Origin of the sequence: Mariniflexile sp. HNIBRBA6329, from assembly GCF_043558645.1 — a bacterium.
Lineage (GTDB): Bacteria > Bacteroidota > Bacteroidia > Flavobacteriales > Flavobacteriaceae > Mariniflexile.
Genome location: NZ_JBIFXS010000001.1, coordinates 184,862 through 206,314 on the forward strand (window position 1 = coordinate 184,862; position 21,453 = coordinate 206,314).

Annotated in this window: 19 protein-coding genes and 1 tRNA gene; 6 read left to right on the top strand and 14 right to left on the bottom strand. The window is 35.8% G+C overall.

Translation table 11 applies throughout. The annotated features are described in order from the left end of the window. Positions 1–24 precede the first annotated feature (24 nt). The 11 genes from ACGK9U_RS00780 to ACGK9U_RS00830 form a co-directional block, all read right to left on the bottom strand. Positions 25–789 carry a sulfite exporter TauE/SafE family protein gene (locus ACGK9U_RS00780; protein WP_394464447.1) on the bottom strand — a complete coding sequence of 255 codons (765 nt, stop codon included), beginning with the start codon at positions 787–789 and terminating at the stop codon, positions 25–27. Between the two features lie 49 nt (positions 790–838). Continuing rightward, entirely contained in the window at positions 839–1,225 is a 387-nt protein-coding gene (locus tag ACGK9U_RS00785) for a VOC family protein (RefSeq protein WP_394464448.1), read from the bottom strand. A gap of 24 nt (positions 1,226–1,249) precedes the next feature. Beyond that, the gene (locus ACGK9U_RS00790) at positions 1,250–1,621 is read right to left on the bottom strand and encodes a VOC family protein (protein WP_209655640.1); all 372 of its coding nucleotides are present in this window, start codon (positions 1,619–1,621) and stop codon (positions 1,250–1,252) included. 18 nt (positions 1,622–1,639) lie between these two features. Then, a complete protein-coding gene (locus ACGK9U_RS00795; RefSeq protein WP_394464449.1) occupies positions 1,640–2,095 on the bottom strand; it encodes a DUF1801 domain-containing protein in 456 nt (151 codons plus the stop codon). A 24-nt stretch (positions 2,096–2,119) separates the two neighbouring features. Further along, a complete protein-coding gene (locus ACGK9U_RS00800) occupies positions 2,120–3,055 on the bottom strand; it encodes a 2-hydroxyacid dehydrogenase (protein WP_394464450.1) in 936 nt (311 codons plus the stop codon). A 216-nt stretch (positions 3,056–3,271) separates the two neighbouring features. Then, positions 3,272–4,645 carry a magnesium transporter gene (gene mgtE / locus ACGK9U_RS00805; RefSeq protein WP_394464451.1) on the bottom strand — a complete coding sequence of 458 codons (1,374 nt, stop codon included), beginning with the start codon at positions 4,643–4,645 and terminating at the stop codon, positions 3,272–3,274. A gap of 10 nt (positions 4,646–4,655) precedes the next feature. After that, positions 4,656–5,450 (bottom strand): 16S rRNA (adenine(1518)-N(6)/adenine(1519)-N(6))-dimethyltransferase RsmA, encoded by a 795-nt coding sequence (gene rsmA / locus ACGK9U_RS00810; RefSeq protein ID WP_394464452.1) that lies wholly within the window; start codon positions 5,448–5,450, stop codon positions 4,656–4,658. 116 nt (positions 5,451–5,566) lie between these two features. Then, positions 5,567–5,890 (bottom strand): DUF4286 family protein, encoded by a 324-nt coding sequence (locus ACGK9U_RS00815; RefSeq protein WP_209652324.1) that lies wholly within the window; start codon positions 5,888–5,890, stop codon positions 5,567–5,569. 88 nt (positions 5,891–5,978) lie between these two features. Continuing rightward, complete coding sequence (locus tag ACGK9U_RS00820; RefSeq protein ID WP_394464453.1) at positions 5,979–7,751, bottom strand: tetratricopeptide repeat protein; 1,773 nt, start codon at positions 7,749–7,751, stop codon at positions 5,979–5,981. Between the two features lie 470 nt (positions 7,752–8,221). Further along, complete coding sequence (gene serS / locus ACGK9U_RS00825) at positions 8,222–9,493, bottom strand: serine--tRNA ligase (RefSeq protein ID WP_394464454.1); 1,272 nt, start codon at positions 9,491–9,493, stop codon at positions 8,222–8,224. Between the two features lie 73 nt (positions 9,494–9,566). Beyond that, positions 9,567–10,502 carry a bifunctional riboflavin kinase/FAD synthetase gene (locus ACGK9U_RS00830; protein WP_394464455.1) on the bottom strand — a complete coding sequence of 312 codons (936 nt, stop codon included), beginning with the start codon at positions 10,500–10,502 and terminating at the stop codon, positions 9,567–9,569. Between the two features lie 173 nt (positions 10,503–10,675). Between ACGK9U_RS00830 and ACGK9U_RS00835 the strand changes: the two genes are divergently transcribed. Beyond that, a complete protein-coding gene (locus tag ACGK9U_RS00835; RefSeq protein WP_394464456.1) occupies positions 10,676–13,747 on the top strand; it encodes a reprolysin-like metallopeptidase in 3,072 nt (1,023 codons plus the stop codon). Positions 13,748–13,783: 36 nt separating this feature from the next. On the opposite strand, the gene pth is transcribed toward ACGK9U_RS00835, so the two are convergent. From pth to ACGK9U_RS00850, 3 genes are all read right to left on the bottom strand, one after another. After that, positions 13,784–14,410 carry an aminoacyl-tRNA hydrolase gene (gene pth, locus ACGK9U_RS00840; RefSeq protein WP_394464457.1) on the bottom strand — a complete coding sequence of 209 codons (627 nt, stop codon included), beginning with the start codon at positions 14,408–14,410 and terminating at the stop codon, positions 13,784–13,786. Positions 14,411–14,649: 239 nt separating this feature from the next. Further along, complete coding sequence (locus ACGK9U_RS00845) at positions 14,650–15,288, bottom strand: 50S ribosomal protein L25/general stress protein Ctc (RefSeq protein ID WP_394464458.1); 639 nt, start codon at positions 15,286–15,288, stop codon at positions 14,650–14,652. 53 nt (positions 15,289–15,341) lie between these two features. Next, positions 15,342–16,283: a ribose-phosphate pyrophosphokinase gene (locus ACGK9U_RS00850; protein WP_394464459.1), complete on the bottom strand. Its 942-nt coding sequence runs from the start codon at positions 16,281–16,283 to the stop codon at positions 15,342–15,344. A 147-nt stretch (positions 16,284–16,430) separates the two neighbouring features. Between ACGK9U_RS00850 and ACGK9U_RS00855 the strand changes: the two genes are divergently transcribed. From ACGK9U_RS00855 to ACGK9U_RS00875, 5 genes are all read left to right on the top strand, one after another. After that, a tRNA-Leu gene (locus tag ACGK9U_RS00855) sits at positions 16,431–16,510 on the top strand. A gap of 100 nt (positions 16,511–16,610) precedes the next feature. After that, entirely contained in the window at positions 16,611–16,766 is a 156-nt protein-coding gene (locus tag ACGK9U_RS00860) for a hypothetical protein (protein ID WP_394464460.1), read from the top strand. 233 nt (positions 16,767–16,999) lie between these two features. After that, entirely contained in the window at positions 17,000–17,197 is a 198-nt protein-coding gene (locus ACGK9U_RS00865; protein ID WP_394464461.1) for a helix-turn-helix domain-containing protein, read from the top strand. Then, a complete protein-coding gene (locus ACGK9U_RS00870) occupies positions 17,190–20,192 on the top strand; it encodes a type I restriction endonuclease subunit R (protein ID WP_394464462.1) in 3,003 nt (1,000 codons plus the stop codon). The genes ACGK9U_RS00865 and ACGK9U_RS00870 overlap by 8 nt, the downstream gene beginning before the upstream one ends. Then, positions 20,185–21,453, top strand: coding sequence for a restriction endonuclease subunit S (locus tag ACGK9U_RS00875; RefSeq protein WP_394464463.1), 1,269 nt, complete (start codon positions 20,185–20,187; stop codon positions 21,451–21,453). The genes ACGK9U_RS00870 and ACGK9U_RS00875 overlap by 8 nt, the downstream gene beginning before the upstream one ends.

The following is a 21,453-nucleotide window of genomic DNA, read 5'->3' on the forward strand; positions in this document are numbered from 1 at the left end:
AACACATTAAACAGCTTTTAAACACTACCTAAACAACATAATGATGCCTCCTAAGGCAGTAACAATAAACACAAACCTTCGGTAATTAACATTCGAAATAAGTTTTACAATATAAGCTCCTAAGAAAAAACCAAGAATGACTGCTGGAATTAATACCGAATTTAAAACCAAGGTTTCTGCACTTACGGTATTCCAAACGAATATATGAAAGGGCAGTTTGAATACGTTGATGATAAAAAACAACCAAGCGGCAGTACCAATAAATTCGTTTTTAGGCATACGCATGGCAAGAAAATAAATATCGGAAATAGGGCCTGCTAAATTACCAACCATAGTGGTAAAACCAGCCATAAAACCTGCTGAATTTGAAAACCATTTATTGGTTGGTACCGTAGTAGATTTTCTGTTCTCCATATAAAACATAATGAATACAGACCCAATGATGATGACTGCCATAATGCGTTTAAAAACAGCTTCAGAAATGTCATTTCCAATCCAAACCCCAACTAAAACCCCTATTACCATTGAGGGGAGTAGTTTTTTAATATACTGCCACTGCGCATGTTTGTTATAATAAACAACTGCAAAAATATCGGCAAAAATTAACATGGGCAGTAATATACCCGTTGATGCTTTTTCGCCAAAAACAAAAGCCAGTATTACAACAATAATAATGCCTATGCCTTTTATACCCGATTTTGATAAGCCCAATAAAAAAACCGCAAAACAAATAGCAGCCCATTGTAAAACAGTAAGATGAAAAGATTGAAGAATGTCTAAATATGTCAAAGCTTGGTGTATGGTTTTTTGGTTTTTGGAATTTCAGTGTTGATACTTTTTACAAAAAAGCAGTATCTATAGGTTCCCAAAGTTCTATTTTATTGCCGTCGTTATCTAAAATCCAGCCAAATTTACCATAATCGTAGGTTTCCATATCACCAACTATTGTTACGCCTTCATCTTTTAAAACTTTTAGTAATGCTTCTAAATTTTCAACCCTATAATTGAACATAAAGTCCTTTTTTGAAGGCTCAAAGTATTTGGTGTCTTCAGCAAATGGACTCCATTGAGTAGAGCAGTCTTTACCATCTTTATCTTTCCACCAAAAAGTAGAACCGTAATCATCGGTATTAAAACCCAAATGTTTTTGGTACCAGTCTTTAGTCGCTTTTGGGTCTTTTGTTTTGAAAAACAATCCGCCAATACCTGTTACTCTTTTTTTCATTTTAGTAATGTGTCTATTGAAAAATTAAACGTGTTGATCTACAAGAATGGCATTCCCATCAGGATCTAAAACCACAAAACTTGCCGGTCCAGAAGTGGTTTCGTCTGCTTCACTTTCTAGTTTTACTCCTTTTTGTTTGAGTTGTTTTTGAATATCCCGAACATCATCAAAAGTAGCGAGTTTGGTAGCATTTTCATCCCAACCAGGATTAAAAGTTAGTATGTTGTTTTCAAACATTCCTTGAAACAGTCCTACCAAGGCATTGCCATTTTTCATTATAAGGTAGTTCTTGTCTAAATCGCCAGCAAACTGTGAAAACCCTAAGTTTTCATAAAATTGTTTAGATGCCTTAATGTCTTTAACGCTAAGGCTTATTGAAAAGGCTCCTAATTTCATATCGTAGTTTTTTATAAATTACTTTTTAATATTCTTTTCATAAATGTTTATCCATGCTTCGGTGGTCATTTTTGACGCCAACTCTCCAATAAGTTCATACGGAATATCGTCTATATATTTAAACCTAATACAGCTTTTTCCCATATCGAGTTTACGCTTGCAATGCTTGGGGTATTCGGTAACAAACCAATCGTACAACTCTTTGATGGCATACACACCCATATGGTAAACGTTTATAGAGTTTTTTTGCGAAGCAAAACTCATAAAGGGCAAGGGCAATTCTGGTGTGCAATGATATCCAGCGGGATAGACGGCATGTGGTACTACATAACCAATCATACCATAGCTCATGGTTTCTTCGAATCCTTTTGGTAGATTTTTATTGATGATATTACGTAGCTTTTTTATAGGCTCTTTTCGGTCTTCAGGAAGTTGACTAATATAATCTTCAGGAGAAATTGCTTGGTATTGCATGAGCTTAACTTTAGAATTCTAAAGTTAAGAAAATTTTGCTTTAATCTTATCGACAATGGTTTGCGCCAATTTTTCTTTGCTTTCAACCGTCCAACCAGCTACGTGTGGGGTCAGTAATACGTTTTCTGAAGCTATTAAATATTGAAAAGGCTCTGGCATAATTGAAGTGAACATATCTTCAAACGATGCTTTTTCGTATTCCAAAACATCCAATCCCGCGCCAAGGATTTTACCCGATTTTAATGCTGAAACCAAATCTTGAGTCACTACACTTTTACCACGTGCCGTATTGATGAACCAAAACGGTTTTTTTAATTGATTAATAAAATTGGCATTAATCATGTTCAACGTTAAGGGGGTTTGTGGCGTGTGTAAACTTACAACGTCCACCTTTTCCTGAAATTCATTTAACGCTACTTGTTTTGCGTTGGCATCGCCTACGCCATCTTTAATATCATAACACAACACCTCTACATCAAAACCTCTTAATTTTTTTGCAAAGGCTTTTCCCATATGGCCATAACCTATAATGCCTACGGTACGTCCATCGAGTTCGACTCCTCGGTTGGCTTCGCGCTGCCATTTGCCATTTCTAACTTCTTGGTCAGCTTTATTTAGTTTATTGAATAGAGAAAGCAGCATACCTAAAGCATGTTCGCCTACTGCATTGCGGTTGCCTTCGGGTGCTGCAATAAGTTCGATACCTTTTGAAATGGCATAATCACAATCTATATTTTCTAATCCTGCGCCTACACGCCCGATGAATTTTAAATGGGTTGCGGCATCTAAAAATTGCCTATCGATGGAAAAACGGCTTCTTAAAACGATCCCATCATAATTTTTAATTTTGGCTTCGATTTCTTGTTTTGAAGATGTGTAATCTTCATGATTGGTGAAACCTAAATTGTTTAATTGATTGATTAGAAGTTCGTGATTGGTATCTAGGTGGAGGATTTTCATGGTTTTTACCTTAAAAACAGAAGTTTGGTTGTTTAATAAATCAAATGTAATTATTATGGGATGCTGAAACAAGTTCAGCATGACGTTTTTTAGCTGATAACCGCGTTAGGGATTGCAGTGAAAAGCCCACAGCGAGGTACGAGCGAGGACTTGCAACCTTTCGACTGCGCTCAAGATAAACTTCAGCACGACCCGATAGGGTAACGCCCAAATTATTTAAAAACCGAGTATTAATTTGGCTATTAAAAAGTACATTAAAATACCAAAGACATCGTTGCTGGTGGTGATGAAAGGTCCTGTGGCTACGGCGGCATCGATACCGCGTTTGTCTAAAAATATGGGGATGAACGTGCCTATTAATGCTGCCATAATGATAACGGAAATTAGGGCGACACAAATGGTTAGCGACTCTAAATAGGTTGTTTTAAATATAAAATGGCTGATGATTAATACGATGCATGCTATGGCGAGACCGTTTACCAAACCTAACAAAAATTCTTTAAGAAGGCGGTTTAAAATGCTGCCATCTATGGAATCGTTGGCTAAACCTTGTACCACGATAGCCGATGATTGTACCCCTACGTTTCCTGCGGTTGCTTGTATGAGTGGAATGAACATTAACAGTGCTGGGAATTTTAACATGGCATCGCTAAACCCGTTGATGATGCTTGCTGCCCCAATACCGCCAAACATACCTATTAAAAGCCATGGTAAACGGGCCTTGGTGAGTTCCCAAATGTTATCATCGGCCTCTACATCGGCGGTAATACCTGCGGCTAATTGATAATCTTTTTCCGCTTCTTCTTTCATCACATCAACGATATCGTCGATGGTGATTCTTCCTAAAAGTATATGGTTATCGTCAACTACTGGAATGGCTTCCAAATCGTATTTTTGCATGACTTTGGCAACGTCTTCGGCATCATCGTGCACGTTTACATAATCGACACTCGAATTGGATATTTCTGCAATTTTTTGGTCGCTTTTAGCAACAATAAGGTCTTTTAATGAAAGACGACCTACGAGTTTATTTTTCTTATCGACTACGTAAATGGAATGTACGCGGGTTACTTCTTTGGCTTGCCCACGTATACGACGTAAACAACCGGCAACGGTCCAGGTTTCGTAAACTTTAACCAACTCTTTTGCCATAAGTCCGCCCGCCGTATCTTCATCATAAGCCAATAATTCTTCAATTTCGGCTTTGTGCTCTTCATCCTCAATATGTGATATAACTTCACGTTTACGGGATTCGGGAAGTTCTGAAATGATATCAGCAGCATCATCGGTATCCAATTCACCAATTTCGTCGGCAATTTCTTTTGAAGACAGATTTCTTAATACTTTTTCTCGATTGTCCTCATCGAGCTCCATTAAAATGTCGGCAGTGGTTTCCGAGTCTAGAAGTTTGATGATATAGATGGCTTCATCTAAATCTAATTCATCTAAAATTTCGGCAATATCGGCGTAGTGAAAGTCTTTTAAAAGCTTTTGAAGTGCTTTATCATTGTTTTGTTCAATGAGACTTTCTACCTGATTGATTAAATCATCGGTTAATTCAAATTGTATGTTTTCTATTTCTTCAGACAAAATGCGATGTTTACAGGTCTTTTTCAATTAACTGCGTAAGTTCTATAAACTGCTGCACACTTAATTGTTCCGGACGTTTGTCAAATATACTATCTTCTCTTAAATTATCGCTTAAATTGAATGTTTTTAAACTGTTACGAATTGTTTTTCTGCGTTGCTGAAAGGCTGTTTTTACTACTTTGAAGAATAAAGCATCATCGCATGGTAACGAATAATCTGCTTTTCGGGTAAGGCGCAACACGCCCGATTCTACTTTTGGTGGCGGATTGAATACCGATGGCGGCACCGTAAATAAATATTCGGCATCATAATAAGCCTGTGCCAATACCGATAGAATACCATAAACTTTACTACCTTCTTTAGAGCAAATGCGTTCGGCAACTTCTTTTTGAAACATACCTGAAAACTCGGGAATCTGGTCGCGCATGTCCAAGGTTTTAAAAACGATTTGTGTTGAAATATTATATGGAAAATTGCCAATAATAGCAAAGGGTTCGCCTTTAAACACTTGGTTTAAATCGTACTTTAAAAAGTCTTTTTCAATTATTCTGGATGCCAGATTTAAGTAATTGGCTTTTAAATAGTCTACCGATTCCGTATCAATTTCAATAACGTGTGTGGTGATGTCTTTTTTAAGTAAATATTTGGTAAGCACCCCCATACCCGGACCAATTTCCAAAACGGTTTTATAGTTTTTTAAAGTAAGGGTATCGGCAATTTTTTGAGCAATCATCTCATCATTTAAAAAATGTTGCCCTAAATGCTTTTTTGCTTTTACTTGATGTTGGTTTGGGGTATTTGCCACGAAATCACGTATGTTTTATTAATTGAAAGCTAGAAATACGAAGATATGAAAGTTTTGCTCGCAAAGGCGCAAAGACTTGAGTTATATTCTTTTGAAGAATGCTGAATTGAGAATGGTTATTTAAAATTTACCGTGTACTCGTCTAGTATTTGAAGTTCGGTTCTAAAGGATAGTACTTTATCAGCAAATTTTTTGAGTCCTTCGCTTCGTAGTTTTTCGGCATCTTCTCTATAATAAGCATCCAATGCTTCTCTAGAATAGGTACGGTATTGTACAGAATAGGTAACGCCTCCCATATCTTCCTCTACCAAAACTCTGGTAAGGGTTGCTTTTTCAAATTTTCCGGTGGCCAATACTTGCGGAATGTGTTCTTTTATCCATGCTAACCATTCGTCGTGTATAGATTCGTCTATGTTTGATGTTACGTTGTATATTATCATGTTTTGTTGTTTAATCGTTTGTTGTTTAGCTGTTGGGGCTGAATTTTCTAAAAATCTAACTTATCTAACAATCTAATCTGTCTAAAATCTAATTAATAGCATCACCACGTAAAGCTCGATATCGTTTTCTGGCTTCTACAAAATAAATACTATCGGCATGATTAAAAATGATTTTTTCGTATAAACTTTTAGCCTTTTCGGGTTGATTGGATTGGTAGTCATAAAGTTCAGCAAGATGAAAATAAGCATCGTCTACTAAAATACCATCGGCATAATTTTCAATAATAGTTTCATAGTTTGCTTCGGCCTTTTCAAATTGTGCCTTTTCTTCAAATAATTGTGCTTGTTTAAATAAGGCTTGTGGTATGATGGGTTCGGTTTTATGTTCGTTTAAAATTTTATCCAGCAAGGTTATAGATTCGTCAGTTCTATTTTGAAAAGACAACAAATCGGCTTTTGCGTAAAGTTTTAAAGCCGTTTGAGTGGAATCTTCATATTTATTATCGGAAATAAGCAATTTTAAATCTAAAGCATCATTAGCTATAAGTTGCGATGTTGATGCTTTTAAGACCTTAAGCTGCGATTCTGCCCATTTAAAATCGCCTTTGTAGTAGCTGGCTTTGGCTACCTTATAACGTGCTTCTTGGGAAATAGTACTGTTTTTTGAATTGCGTTGAATTTGTGTGTAGTAGATTAAAGCATCATTAAATTTTTCTTGCAATACTAAAATATCTCCCAATTCTAATTTTACTTCGGCTTGTTGCAAATCATTTAGTGGCAATTCCAAAGTTTTTTCTAAAAAAGAAGCTGCTTTTCTTGGCTCATTTTTGTTGAATGCCAGAAAATGTGCGTAGGCTATTTGAAGTTTTAAGGTTTGGGAAAACGTACCGAACTTATTAAACAACTCTTGGTATTTGGCATCAATCGTACTATAATTTTCTTTGGTACTTTGCTTTGTTTCTAACTGAATTAAATGGTGGTGCGCCTCTATCAAAATATCCAAATCTTGGGCTGTGGTTGTAATAAATGTGTAAATTTCTTTGGCAGTTTCCAGTTCATTTTTACTAAATGCAATATCGGCAAGTTCTTCTATTCTAAGCAAACTTTCGGGTTGCCTGCTAAAAATTGCTTTCTCTTGGGCAAATGCTTTTTTAAAATCGTTTTGCTGAATAAATAACCAACTTAACAACTCATTCCAAAAAACATGGGGCTCTTGCTGAACTTTTTTAAGTAGAATTTTTCGGAATATTATATTGTTTTCATTCTGGCTGTCTTCACTTATAAAATCACTTATAGCACGTTTTATATTGCCTAAACTAATTGGATTGGACTGCGCAAAATCAACATAGCTTGTAAACATTTTTTCAATATTTCCTTGCTCGCCATACAACTGTGCTAACTGCAAATCAAAATTATATTTTGGCTCTGCTGCCTTGGCTTTTTCATAAGCTACAATCGCTTCATTTACTAACGAATGGCTTTGAAAACTTCTTGTAATAGAAAACACATTGGTAGGGTTCTCATCAATACTTGTTATTGCTTTTTGGTATTGAACGTTAGCGTTTTCTAAATCGTTTTTTAATTGATAATTATAGCCTAATTCTACCACAAATGATGGGTAATTATAACGTTCCATAACTTTTAGCAAAAACGATTCTGCTTCGTTATATTGTTCTAATTCTTGATATGAACTTATTATTTGAAAAACGTAATTTATGTTTGGCGATACAACATATAGCTTTTTATATTCAAATAATGCCTTTTCAAAGTCGCCATTTTTATAGTACTCTCTAGCAATTCCATCGTCTTGCGAGAACAATTGGGCAGTAAATAGAAAGCATAAAACAAATAGAATTCTCATGTTGTAAATATAACAAATACGCGGAGTAGCTACTGCTAATATAATTATAAAAAATGCCCGAATAAAAATTCGGGCACTAACCAACCAAAATAAAAGTTCCATTAACTACCGTTAATATAAAAAACGATGTAATACTGATTGGGGACAGTCTTTATATAAAGAATTAAATCCCTATTTGCTTACAATAGCAGTAACTTTGCTTTCGGATTTTGAGATTTCAAAATCTGAAAACAATACTTTGCCTGCGAAAAAAATTAATGTAATTAAGATTACTAAGCGTTTAATATTTTTCATGGTTAGAAGGTTTAATAGATTTGGTGCCTCTAACTTCTAAAATATTTTTAGATATGCAAAAGAATTACAAATAAAATCGTTAAAAAACGTTAATATATTGCATTTTGTCGATTATTTAAAATAAAAAATACAAAATTGTAGGTTTTTATCTCTTTTTGTCTGAATGATATTTTTGTTTAATCTATAATTTTAAAACCCGTATAGGCTTGTAAAACTTCAGGAATTACAATACCATCTTTGGTTTGGTAGTTTTCTAAAATACCTGCCAAAACACGAGGTAATGCTAACGAACTTCCGTTTAAGGTGTGTGCCAATTCGTTTTTACCTTCGCTGTTTTTAAAACGCAATTTTAAACGGTTTGCTTGAAAGGTTTCAAAGTTTGAAACTGAAGATATTTCCAACCATCTATCTTGTGCTGTAGAGAATACTTCAAAATCGTAGGTTAACGCCGAAGTAAAGCCCAAATCGCCACCACAAAGTCTTAATATTCTATAAGGTAATTTTAATTCTTGTAAAATGGTTTTTACATGCTCCACCATGCCATCTAACGCTTCGTATGATTTACTAGGGTGTTCTACACGCAAAATCTCTACTTTATCGAATTGGTGCAATCTATTTAATCCGCGTACATGTGCACCGTAACTTCCAGCTTCACGACGGAAACATGGTGTATAACCAGTAATGCCAATTGGCAGCTCGCTTTCATTCAAAACCACATCTCTAAAAATGTTGGTTCCTGGTACCTCAGCGGTTGGAATTAAATATAAATTATCTTCGGTTACATGGTACATTTGCCCTTCTTTATCTGGCAATTGCCCCGTACCAAAACCAGACGCTTCGTTCACCAAATGTGGTAATTGGTATTCTGTATAACCTGCTGCAGTGTTTTTATCTAGAAAATATGCGATTAATGCACGCTGTAATCTGGCGCCTTTGCCTTTATACACAGGAAAACCGGCACCAGTGATTTTATTTCCTAATTCAAAATCGATAATATCGTACTTTTTTGCCAATTCCCAATGCGGAAATGCGCCTTCGTGCAATACAGGAATATCGCCTTCTTTATAAACTTCTAAATTATCGGTATCCGAATTTCCGTTAGGGACCACCTCATTAGGAACATTAGGAATTTTATACAGTAATTGATTTAGCTCCTCTGTTTTATTATTAAGCGCGTCGTTTAATTCTTTTGAAACTTCTTTTAACTGACTTGTTTTCTCTTTTAAAAGATTCGCTTTTTCAGCTTCGCCCGATTTGTACAAATTTCCTATTTCTTTTGAAAGCGCGTTCGATTCTGCCAAAGTATTATCCAACTCGGTTTGAATGCGGCGTCTTTCTTCATCAAACGAAATAACATCATTGATCATTTGAGTAGCATCGATGTTTCGTTTTGCTAATCGGGTTATTACTAAATCTTTGTTTTCTCTAATAAAAGGGACTTGTAACATGTCTTAAAAATTTAAGCGACAAATTTAATGAATTGCGAACATATTTGCTGTTCTTTTGAATGTAAAATCAACGTTAATTAAAATGTGATTTTATATAGCTAAGCGATACTTCTTTGTCTTTTAATAATTGCTCTTTTAAAGCCTCAACCGATTCGAATTTTTGTTCGTCGCGAAGCCTGTGCAATAAATCTATTTGAATGGTTTTATTATAAATATTTCTGTTGAAATTGAAAAAGTGCACTTCAATAGTTTCCACTTGCCCTTCAACGGTAGGGTTGAAACCTATATTCATCATACCAAATACAACCTCGTTATTTATAACAGAACGCACTATATAAGCACCGTGTTTTGGAATTAATTTATAATCTTCATCTATTTGGATGTTGGCTGTTGGGTAATCTATTTGTCTGCCCAACGCTTTACCTTTTACCACGTTGCCAGTTAGCATAAACGGATAACCTAAAAACGCATTGGCTTTATCAATATCGCCGTCTTCCAATGCTTTTCTAATTTTTGTAGAACTTACAGATACATCGTTAATATCTTGGGCCGAAATTTCTTCAACTTCAAAACCGTATAAATCACCAAACTTTTTTAAATCGTTAATATCGGCGTTTCTATTTCTACCAAACCTGTGGTCGTAACCAATAATTACTTTTTTAGCATTAAGTTTATCAACTAAAATTTTCCTTACAAAATCTTCTGCCGAAAGTCTGGAAAACGCTTTTGTAAACTTTTTAATAAGTAAATAATCTAAACCCAAGGCTTCTAAAATAGCGCCACGTTCGTTAATGGTATTAATTAATTTTATGTTTGAATCTTTTTGCAACACCATACGTGGGTGCGGAAAAAAAGTAAGGATAACAGATTTTAAATTGGTTTGCTTGCCAATATTAATTAAACGCTTCACTATTTTTTGATGCCCCACGTGAACACCATCAAAAGTACCTATGGTAACAATGGTCGGCTCCATAGATTTATATGCGTTGATATTTTTAATTTTGCTCATAACAAGCGTTTAATTGCTACTTTAATGAAAATAAGTTAGATTTGTTAATCGTTTTTAGTAAAAACAACTCCAAATAAATTTTTTATGAAATCGCCATTAACAAACGTTTTAAAAAAAACACCAGTAAACAAAAGGCGATATCATATACCTTTGAAAAACCGTAATTTCTACTTATGAAGGCAAAACTACATTATGTTTTATCAATAGCAATGTTTTTGTTTATCTTTTCGGTGTCTTCCCAAAATTCTTCATGGGAAAAAGTTGAAAGTATTCAAAATTCTAAAATAATTTCAAAATTAAATTTAAATAAAAATAATATTCATGTTTTTAAACTTAATGTTCCATCTCTAAAAGAATCATTATCGGGTACACTTTCTAGAAATTCTAAAGTAAAACAAAAGGCAACTATAATTTCCGTTCCTGGTGAGGAAGACAAACTAGAAACCTTTAAAATATATGAAGCGTCTGTTTTTTCCGCAGATTTAGCGGTTAAATACCCAGACATAAAATCGTATGTTGGTGTAAGTTTGGATAATTCTGGGACACGTTTGCGTATGAGTATATCGCCACAAGGAGCGCAAACCATGATTACTTATTTAGATAAACCTAGTGTTTTTATGCAGCCTACTTCAAAAGGTTCAAACGAATATGTTCAGTATTCTAAAAAAGACAAAAACAAAACAGCTTTTATATGTAGTACCATTGATGAACTGAATGAAAACTTTAACAAAAGTACTAGTTTAACTTCAAAAATTGCCATTAACGAAGGAGGCGCCAACAACAAAACCCTTCAAAAATTTAGAATCGCTATTTCAACCACTGCGGAATATACTGCGTATCACAACGATGGTATTCCTGGAAATGGTGATGCCGTTGCCGATGCCTTAGCAGCTATTAACGCCACTTTGAGCAGAGTAAACGAAATATTTGAGACCGATATGGCCGTTACTTTTGAACTTGTAAATGCTACCCAATTAATTTACACAAATGCAGCAACAGACCCCTATTCCAACGCCAATATTGGTGCTGACGAAGATAATTTTGATAACGCAAATGGTTGGAGCCTTCAACTACAAAACAATTTAACCAACACTATTGGAAATGCTGCCTATGATATTGGGCATTTATTTGGTGCAACAGGAGGTGGCGGTAATGCCGGTTGTATTGGTTGTGTATGTGTTAATGACACACCAAGTACTACAGACCATAAAAAAGGAAGTGCATTCACATCGCCTTCAAATGGAATTCCTGAAGGAGATACGTTTGACTTGGACTTTGTAATTCATGAAATTGGACATCAAATGGGTGCCAACCATACTTGGGCGTATGAAAGTGAAGGTACTGGTGTTAATTCCGAACCTGGAAGTGGAAGTACAATTATGGCATATGCTGGAATTACTGGTGAAGATAATGTACAAACCAATAGCGACGCTTATTTTCATTATCACAGCATCAAACAAATATTGAATAATTTAAGTGGTAAAACCTGCCAAACCACCGAAGCAATTACCAACAACCCACCCATAGCAAATGCTGGTAATGATTATAACATTCCTGCTGGAACTGCATATATTTTAAAAGGTAGTGCTACCGATGCTGACGGAGGCGATAATCTCACTTACTGTTGGGAACAAATAGATAGTGGTACCGTAAATTATTTGAATTTTGGACCCGAATTAGCCTCTGGATCGATGAATAGATCGTTGCCGCCATCAAGTGCTTCTGATAGATATATTCCTAAATTCAGTAGTGTTTTAGCTGGAAATACCACACAAACAAACCCAACTTTGGGTAGTGACTGGGAAACGGTTTCAACCGTTGGAAGAACTTTAAATTGGGCTTTAACGGTTAGAGATAGAAACCCCGCAAGTGCCAGTGGAGGACAAAGTAGTTACGATACCATGAAAATAACGGTAGAGAATGTAACACCATTTACAGTTTCAAACCCTGTTTCATGGGCACAAGGAAGCACTGTTTCTATCAATTGGGTTGTTGGGCAAACGGGAAATGCCACTATTAATTGCCAAAATGTAAATATCAAATTATCAACCAATGGTGGTTTAACCTTTCCCATAACCATAGCATCAAACACACCTAACGATGGTTCACATACTTACACAGTACCATCTATTCCTAATACAAGTACTGCACGGTTGTTAGTTGAAGCGGCCGATAACATTTTCTATGACGTTTCTAATTTTGATTTTTCAATTTCTCCAGAACAAGATTTCTTTATGGTTGAAGAAACTCTAGACCCTATTGGATGTGCTGAAACTACTGCTACATTTCATTTTAATTATGTAACCGCAAATGGTTTTTCTGAAACCACCGTTTTTAATGCCTCAGGAAACCCTAGTGGTTCTTCTGTAACTTTTTCCCCTACCAGCTTAAATACCTCGGGAATGGTTACCATGACCATTAGCGATTTAGGAGGCGTTCCGATTGACGATTACAGTATTACCATTATAGGAACTGCATCAACAAAAACCAAAAACAAAGTAGTTCATTTTCCTTTTAATAATGGGCATTGTGCATCGGTTGCCAACACCCAATACGAAACAAGTATAACCAGAATACAATTTAACAGCATAAATAATACATCTGCAAAACCATCGGGTTATAGTAATTACAAAAGTATTTCCACCGATGTTAATAGAAATAGCTCTTATAATTTAACAGTTAATGTGAATACCGATGGTGATTATACCGTTGCAACTAAAGTTTGGATAGATTGGAACCAAAACTGTAGTTTTAATGATGCGGGTGAAGAATACATTTTAGGTGATGCCACTAATGTTACAAATGGAACAACAGGTAATTCGCCACGATCTATAACTGTGCCATTGGCGGCTCTTTTAGGAAATACCATCATGCGGATTTCTACCAAATTTAAAGATGATGGACAACCAACTGCTTGCGAAAACGGTTTTGATGGTGAAGTTGAAGACTATACCTTAAATATTACACCTACATTGACTATTGAAGAGTTTGGTTTCGAGAATTTTATAGTGTTTCCAAACCCAAATAAAGGTGCGTTTAGTATTCAATTAAATGGCTCGTTGGAACGCAGTATTCATGTGGCTGTTTTTGATATGAGAGGGCGACATATTTATGAAAAGGAATTCCCGAATGTTGGTGGCGACTTCCGTCAGGAATTACAATTAAATAAGGTGCAATCTGGTATGTATTTATTGATTGTGAGTGATGGCGTTAGGAAATCTACTAGGAAAATTGTTATTGAATAAAAATTAGGTTTCGACTGCGCTCAACCTGACAACTAATTATTTTCCATTAAAAGTGTTCATGGTTATATTGATGCCCGCCAACCCAAAGGATTTTATAAGCTCTACGGATTTATCTAAGCGTTCTTTTAGTTTATCGTTTTCTTCATCAGTCCATTCTCCCAAAACATAATCTACTTGTTGCCCTTTATTGAACGTGTCGCTTATACCAAATCTAAATCGGTTATAGGCTACGGTGTTTAGTTTTAGTTGGGTATCTTTTAGACCATTGTGCCCGCCATCGCTTCCCTTGGTTTTTACGCGAATGCTTCCAAAAGGGAGGTTTAAATCGTCTGTAATTACTAATAAATTTTCTAAGGGAATGTTTTCTTTTGATAACCAATATACTATGGCTTTTCCACTTAAGTTCATGTAGGTACTTGGTTTTAGGAAAATGAAGGTGCGCCCTTTTAGTTTATAGGTGGCAACATCGCCCAATTTTTGAGTTTCGAAGGTTAAATTTTCTTGGGTCGCAAAATGGTCCAATATTTTGAAGCCTATGTTGTGGCGGGTGTTGGCATATTCTGCGCCTATGTTTCCTAATCCTACTATTAAGTACTTTTTCATGGTATCTTGTTCGTCTTGTGGGCTTTTCTTTTTAATTAGGTTTAATAGAAATTGCCACATGATGTTTTTTGATTTTTAAAATTTTTAGCAAAAATACATTTTTGTTTTCTAAAACTTTGGATTTGCTTTGTTATTGGCTGATGCGTGCGTTAGGGATTGAGCAATTGTTGGAGCGCCTCGCAGAGCGCGACTTGCGAAAGCCCGACCCTCGTGGTAACGCCCAAATGATTATTGGTGTAAAAATAAAAAAGCATCCTGAATTAATCAGAATGCTTTTAATATTTAATCTAGAATATTATTTATTCTTGAGTAGCTTCGGCAGCTGGTGCAGCTTCTGCTCCTTCTGCTGTTGCTCCTTCTACTTCTTCGTCGTCGTCATCTTCAACAATTGCAGCTCTAGAACGTCTAACAAGACATACTACTGTATTGTCTGGGTGCAAGAATTTGTATGCGTCGTTTTCTAAAGTTGTAATATAAAGTTTGCTTCCAATTTTAAGTGGTGTGATGTCTGCCTCGATAAAATCTGGCAAGTTTGCTGGTAACGCTTTAACACGTAAGCTACGACGGTTTTTACGTAAAACACCACCGTTTTTAACTCCACGAGAGTTTCCAACAAATACTACTGGAATATCCATAGCAATTTCTTTGTCTTCGAATAACTGATAGAAATCGATATGTAAAATTCTATCGGTTACTGGGTGAAATTGAATGTCTTGTAGAATGGCGTTGAATTTGTCGCCATTTTCTAAAGCAATCACAACTGTGTGCGCATTAGGAGTGTATACAAGATTTGAGAACGCTAATTCTTCTGCACTAAAATGAACTGGCTTATCTCCTCCGTATAATACGCAAGGAACCTGACCAGCATTACGTAAGGCTTTTGTTGCTTTTTTGCCCACGCTTTCTCTTTGAGATCCGTTGATTGTAATTGATTTCATTTTTAATATATATAGTTAATAATTATTCTTTTTTATTGTAAGCTTTTCTGGGCTTACATCACAAATTTTGAGCTTATAGATTTGTTGTTGTGTACTTTTTCCATAACCTGTGCAAATAAATCGGCACAACTTAACACTTTAATTTTATCGCTTAAAGGTTTAACTGGTATAGAATCGGTTACTATAAGTTCTTCTAATTTTGAATTGTTTAGGTTATCGTATGCTTTTCCAGACAATATTGGGTGTGTACAAATGGCTCTTACACTTAGAGCACCGCGTTCCATCATTAAATCGGCTGCTTTGGTTAATGTGCCAGCGGTATCAACCATATCGTCAACCAAAACCACATTTTTTCCGGTAACATCGCCAATTAATTCCATATGAGAAATAATGTTGGCTTTAGCACGCTGCTTATAACATATTACCACATCACTTCCTAATGCTTTTGAATAAGCGTAGGCTCTTTTAGAACCTCCCATGTCGGGTGATGCAATGGTTAAATTGTCTAAATTCAAGCTTTGTAAATAAGGCAAAAAGATGGTTGATGCAAACAGGTGGTCTACAGGTTTTTCAAAAAAGCCTTGTATTTGGTCTGCATGCAAATCCATAGTGATAATACGTGTAGCACCAGCTGCTTCCAACATTTTTGCTACTAATTTAGCTGCAATGGGTACTCTTGGTTTATCTTTTCTATCTTGTCTTGCCCATCCAAAATAAGGTAATACAGCTGTAATGTGTCTAGCCGAAGCACGTTTTGCAGCATCAATCATTAACAACATTTCCATTAAATTCTCTGGTCCAGGATTGGTAGATCCGATGATGAAAATACGCGTGCCTCTAATTGATTCTTCGTAGGATGGTTGGAATTCACCATCGCTATAAGTAGAGGTAATTACATTACCTAATTCTACTCCAAATGACTTTGCAATTTTCTCTCCAAGTACTTTACTTTGGGTACATGCAAAAATTTTGGCTTCGGTAATCACTATTGGCATAGTTAACTTGTTGTTTTATAGCGCAAAAGCACGCCCTTATTTTAAACGAGGTGCAAATTTATACATTTATTTTAACCTAAAAAGTATATTGGCCAGTATTTTTATGAATAATTTGGAAAAATTATATATTTTTGCTGCGCTATTGAAGCTCAAGTGGCGGAATTGGTAGACGCGCCGGATTCAAAATCCGGTTCTTCGGAGTGCGGGTTCGATTCCCGCCTTGAGTACTTGTAAAAACCGTAAATACGTGATAATAAACGTTTTACGGTTTTTTTGTTTAGTTTTATGCCGAAATTTTGCCGAATAAATCTTTAATTTTTTATAAAAATGGAATCACAAAAAGAACTACACAAAAGACTTGAAGCAATACTTAAAAAAGTAGAAGAAGAACTAAAGACAACAAAAAAACAGCTGAAGGAAGAAAAAAAAAGATTATTTCTGGCAAAAGAGAGACTTTTACAATTTAGAAAAAGCACACATTGATGAAACTTTCGGTTTGATTTTGATAAAACAGCGAGCGATTTATTAAATTTGGTTTACATTATAATAAAAACTCAAATTTGGTTATTGCCTACGCTCTTTACCCATTCTGAAAAGCCAAAAGAGCTACAATCTTTCCACGCTCCGAGGGCGATAATAATTAGAACAGTTTATATATTGAAAAACGAGATAGTTGGAAATTAAATATTATCTTGGCTGGATAATTTTAGACGGACATGAACCGAATAAAGGAAGTACTCGAGGAGAAAGGAATTAAGCAGACTTGGTTGGCTGAAAAACTTGGTAAGAGTTACAATATGGTGAACGGATATGTCCAGAATAGACAGCAACCAAGACTGGAAGTGCTTTATGAAATCGCAAAAATATTGGACGTTAATCCAAAGGATTTATTGAAAGAAGATTTGAATGACTAAGGAATATCAAATAGAAGAAAATCTAATTGAATGGCTGAAAGAGCTGAAATATACCTATCGACCTGATATTGTTGACAGGAAATCTCTTGAGCAGAACTTCAAAACCAAATTTGAAGCACTCAACCGAGTGAGATTATCGGATAGCGAATTTTTACGCTTACGAGAAGAAATCATTGAACCAGATGTTTTTACAGCTTCTAAAAAACTTAGAGAAAGACAGTATTTTCAAAGAGAAGATGGTACCCCGTTGCATTATACTTTGGTAAACATCAAAGAGTGGTGTAAAAATGATTTTGAAGTCATAAATCAATTACGCATTAATACAGAGAGTAGTCATCATAGGTACGACATCATTCTTCTTATAAATGGTTTGCCAATTGTTCAAATTGAACTGAAGAAGCTTGATGTTTCACATCGTAAAGCCATGCAACAAATTGTGGATTACAAAAATGATCCTGGTAATGGCTATACCAATACCTTAATGTGTTATATGCAATTGTTCATTGTAAGCAATGGCTCAAGAACCATATACTTCTCAAACAATAAAAACCAGCATTTTCAATTCAATGCAGACGAACAATTCTTGCCTGTTTATGAATTAGCAGATGTTGAAAACAAAAAAATTAATAATCTCAATCATTTTACTGAAAAGTTCCTTACAAAGTGCACACTTGGAGAAATGATTAGCAAGTACATGGTTTTGGTAGAAAGCGAACAGAAATTGCTCGTGATGAGACCTTACCAAGTGTATGCGGTGAAAGCGATTGTTGATTGTATTAAAGATAATCGAGGAAACGGTTATATCTGGCACACCACAGGCAGCGGTAAAACCCTTACTTCATTTAAAGCTTCTACACTATTAAAAGACAATCCAGATATTGAAAAATGTTTGTTTGTTGTTGACAGAAAAGACCTGGACCGACAAACCCGTGAGGAGTTCAATAAATTTCAAGAAGGTAGTGTTGAAGAAAACACCAATACAGAAACTTTGGTAAGACGATTACTTTCTACCGACTATGCGGACAAAGTAATTGTTACCACTATTCAAAAGTTAGGTTTGGCTTTAGATGGTACTTACAAGAAAAACTACAAAGAGCGATTGGAACCATTGAGCGACAAGCGCATGGTTTTCATTTTTGATGAGTGTCACCGTTCTCAGTTTGGTGAAAACCATAAAGCCATAAAAGAGTTCTTTCCTAATGCACAATTGTTTGGGTTTACGGGCACGCCCATTTTTGAAGAAAACTCGACACAGAAAATTAGGGAAGACCAATACGAAACTTATAAAACCACCGAAAGCATTTTTGAAAAGCAGTTACACGCTTATACCATTACGCATGCCATAGACGATAGAAACGTGTTGAAATTTCATATTGACTATTTTAAAGGTGAAGGAACGGTAAATGCTAAACCCGGAGAAGCCATAGCGCAACAAGCCGTTGCAGCAGCTATTATTGACAAGCATAATGCAGCTACCAATCAACGCAAATTCAATGCGGTTTTGGCAACTGCCTCTATCAATAATGCCATTGAATACTTCCGTTTGTTCAAAGCCATTCAAGAGCGAAAGAAAGCTGAAGATGAAGATTATGTTCCGCTTAATATTGCTTGCGTATTTTCTCCACCCGCTCAGTTAATTGCACAAAATGGCGACCAACAAAGCCAAAAAAATGCAGCTGACATCAAGCAACTTCAGGAAGATTTAGCACAGGAGAAAGAAGATAACAAGCAAAATCCTGAAGAGAAAAAACAAGCCTTGATGGAAATTATTGGGCATTACAATAAACAATTTGGCACCAATCACGACATCAACAATTTTGATATCTATTATCAAGATATTCAAAGACGGATCAAAGACCAGAAATTCACCAATAAGGACTATCCGCACAAAAACAAGATTGATATTACCATAGTGGTAGATATGTTGCTCACTGGTTTTGATTCCAAATACTTAAATACGCTGTATGTGGACAAAAACCTGAAATATCACGGATTAATTCAGGCATTTTCACGAACCAATCGGGTATTGAACGATACTAAACCTTATGGCAATGTGCTCGATTTCCGTTCACAACAAGAAGCTGTAAACCAAGCTATAACTCTCTTCTCAGGTGAAGATGGAAGTAAAGCCAAAGAAATTTGGATGGTAGATCCTGCTCCAGTGGTGATTGACCAATACCAAAAGGCAGTGCAGGCTTTAGGCGATTTTATGAAAGAACACAACTTAGCTAACGAACCACAAGAAGTTTACAACCTGCGTGGTGACGCTGCAAAGATTGCTTTCGTAAAAAACTTTAAGGAAGTGCAACGCTTAAAAACCCAACTCGACCAATACACCGATTTGGATGAGCTGCAGAAAGAATCCATTGAAGCTATTCTACCAAAAGACAACTTGCAAGAGTTTAGAAGCTCGTACTTAGAAACCGCCAAGCAACTGCGGGAAATACAGCAAAAAGAAGGAGAAGATGCACCCGAAGACATTCAGCAGCTAGATTTTGAGTTTGTACTATTTGCTTCTGCTGTGATTGATTACGATTACATCATGAGCTTGATTGCCGATAGTACACAGCAAAAACCTTCTAAGCAAAAAATGTCTAAATCTCAGGTAATTAGTTTGCTTAAATCCAACTCCAACCTGATGGAAGAAGAGGAAGACTTGACAGACTATATCAACAGTTTGGACTGGGAAAGCGGAAAAGATGTAGAAGCCCTGCGCCAAGGCTATGAAACCTTTAGAGTGGAGAAATACGACAAAGAGCTGGCGAAGATTGCCAACGATCATAGCTTGCAAACCGCAGCCTTAAAAACCTTTGTGGAGCAGATTATGAACCGAATGATTTTCGATGGAGAAAAACTCACCGACCTTATGGAACCTTTGGAATTGGGTTGGAAACAACGCAGTAAAGCAGAAATAGCCTTGATGAAGGATTTGGCACCCCAATTAAAAAAACTGGCCCAAGGGCGCGAAATTTCAGGATTAGCAGCTTATGAGTAATGAGAAAAAACTAATACCCGAATTGCGTTTTCCTGAGTTTAACGGTAAGCCAACATGGGAAGAAAAAAAATTATCTAAGGTCCTTTTTGAGCATGGTCAGAAAAGTGAGGGAAATGAAGAAATCTTCTCTGTATCCGTTCACAAAGGTGTAATTAATCAAATTGAACACTTAGGAAGGCGTTTTGCTGCTTCAAATACTGATAACTACAAAAGGGTCCTGCCAGGTGATGTAATATATACTAAAAGCCCTACAGGGGAATTTCCGTACGGTATTATTAAACAAAGTCAGATTTCAAATCCTGTAATTGTATCTCCACTATATGCGGTTTTTACTCCAGAAACTATTTGGTTAGGTTTAATTCTTGATGCTTATTTCGAATATCCTCAAAGAACAATTAATTACTTGTCTTCTATAATTCAGAAAGGAGCAAAGAATACTATAAATATTAGAAATGATGTTTTTCTTTCGAAATCTTTAATTCTCCCTAGTGACAGGAAAGAGCAAAAAAAAATAGCCAATTGCCTTTCTAGTTTAGATCAGCTGATAGCCGCCCATAATGATAAATTGGGCGCCCTCAAAGACCACAAAAAAGGCTTGATGCAAAACCTTTTCCCTCAAGAAGGTGAAACCGTTCCTAAATTTCGTTTTAAGGAGTTTGAGAAAGATGGGGAGTGGGAACCTAAACCTATTGAGGAAGTATTTTCAATATTTCAGGGATATGCCTTTTCAAGCAAAGACAGCGTTTCTAGTGGAACTAGATGGTTAAAAATAGCAGATGTGGGTATTCAAGAAATGAAGCATGATACTCCATCGTATTTGCCAGAGACTTATAAAGATGAATATCAAAGATTCTTACTAAAAAAAGGAGATTACGTTTTAGCCCTTACTCGTCCAATTCTAAGTATGAAATTAAAAATTGCTCGCGTGGACGAAACCTACCATAATTCATTACTAAACCAGCGTGTTGGTAAATTGGTAACTTCAAACGTTAACAGTTTTGTTTATTACCTAATACAAACTTCAAGTATTGTTGAAAGTATAAGCAGAAACATTGCTGGAAATGAGCCTCCAAATCTATCCTTTCAGCAAATTTCAGATATCGTAGTTTTCATTCCAAAAGAAAAAACTGAACAGCAAAAAATCGCTTCTTGTTTTTCTACTTTAGATGAATTAATCAGCGCCCAAACAGAGAAAATCGAACAATTGCAACAGCACAAAAAAGGCTTGATGCAGGGCTTGTTTCCAAAAATTGAGAGTTAA

What these genes read in the sequence shown, in the direction of transcription:
- ACGK9U_RS00785 (WP_394464448.1), bottom strand. Translation starts at nt 1,225, where the DNA reads ATGAAAAAAAGAGTAACAGGTATTGGCGGATTGTTTTTCAAAACAAAA.
- ACGK9U_RS00790 (WP_209655640.1), bottom strand. Translation starts at nt 1,621, where the DNA reads ATGAAATTAGGAGCCTTTTCAATAAGCCTTAGCGTTAAAGACATTAAG.
- ACGK9U_RS00795 (WP_394464449.1), bottom strand. Translation starts at nt 2,095, where the DNA reads ATGCAATACCAAGCAATTTCTCCTGAAGATTATATTAGTCAACTTCCT.
- ACGK9U_RS00800 (WP_394464450.1), bottom strand. Translation starts at nt 3,055, where the DNA reads ATGAAAATCCTCCACCTAGATACCAATCACGAACTTCTAATCAATCAA.
- ACGK9U_RS00815 (WP_209652324.1), bottom strand. Translation starts at nt 5,890, where the DNA reads ATGATAATATACAACGTAACATCAAACATAGACGAATCTATACACGAC.
- ACGK9U_RS00820 (WP_394464453.1), bottom strand. Translation starts at nt 7,751, where the DNA reads ATGAGAATTCTATTTGTTTTATGCTTTCTATTTACTGCCCAATTGTTC.
- serS (WP_394464454.1), bottom strand. Translation starts at nt 9,493, where the DNA reads ATGTTACAAGTCCCTTTTATTAGAGAAAACAAAGATTTAGTAATAACC.
- ACGK9U_RS00830 (WP_394464455.1), bottom strand. Translation starts at nt 10,502, where the DNA reads ATGAGCAAAATTAAAAATATCAACGCATATAAATCTATGGAGCCGACC.
- ACGK9U_RS00835 (WP_394464456.1), top strand. Translation starts at nt 10,676, where the DNA reads ATGAAGGCAAAACTACATTATGTTTTATCAATAGCAATGTTTTTGTTT.
- pth (WP_394464457.1), bottom strand. Translation starts at nt 14,410, where the DNA reads ATGTGGCAATTTCTATTAAACCTAATTAAAAAGAAAAGCCCACAAGAC.
- ACGK9U_RS00845 (WP_394464458.1), bottom strand. Translation starts at nt 15,288, where the DNA reads ATGAAATCAATTACAATCAACGGATCTCAAAGAGAAAGCGTGGGCAAA.
- ACGK9U_RS00850 (WP_394464459.1), bottom strand. Translation starts at nt 16,283, where the DNA reads ATGCCAATAGTGATTACCGAAGCCAAAATTTTTGCATGTACCCAAAGT.
- ACGK9U_RS00860 (WP_394464460.1), top strand. Translation starts at nt 16,611, where the DNA reads ATGGAATCACAAAAAGAACTACACAAAAGACTTGAAGCAATACTTAAA.
- ACGK9U_RS00865 (WP_394464461.1), top strand. Translation starts at nt 17,000, where the DNA reads ATGAACCGAATAAAGGAAGTACTCGAGGAGAAAGGAATTAAGCAGACT.
- ACGK9U_RS00870 (WP_394464462.1), top strand. Translation starts at nt 17,190, where the DNA reads ATGACTAAGGAATATCAAATAGAAGAAAATCTAATTGAATGGCTGAAA.
- ACGK9U_RS00875 (WP_394464463.1), top strand. Translation starts at nt 20,185, where the DNA reads ATGAGTAATGAGAAAAAACTAATACCCGAATTGCGTTTTCCTGAGTTT.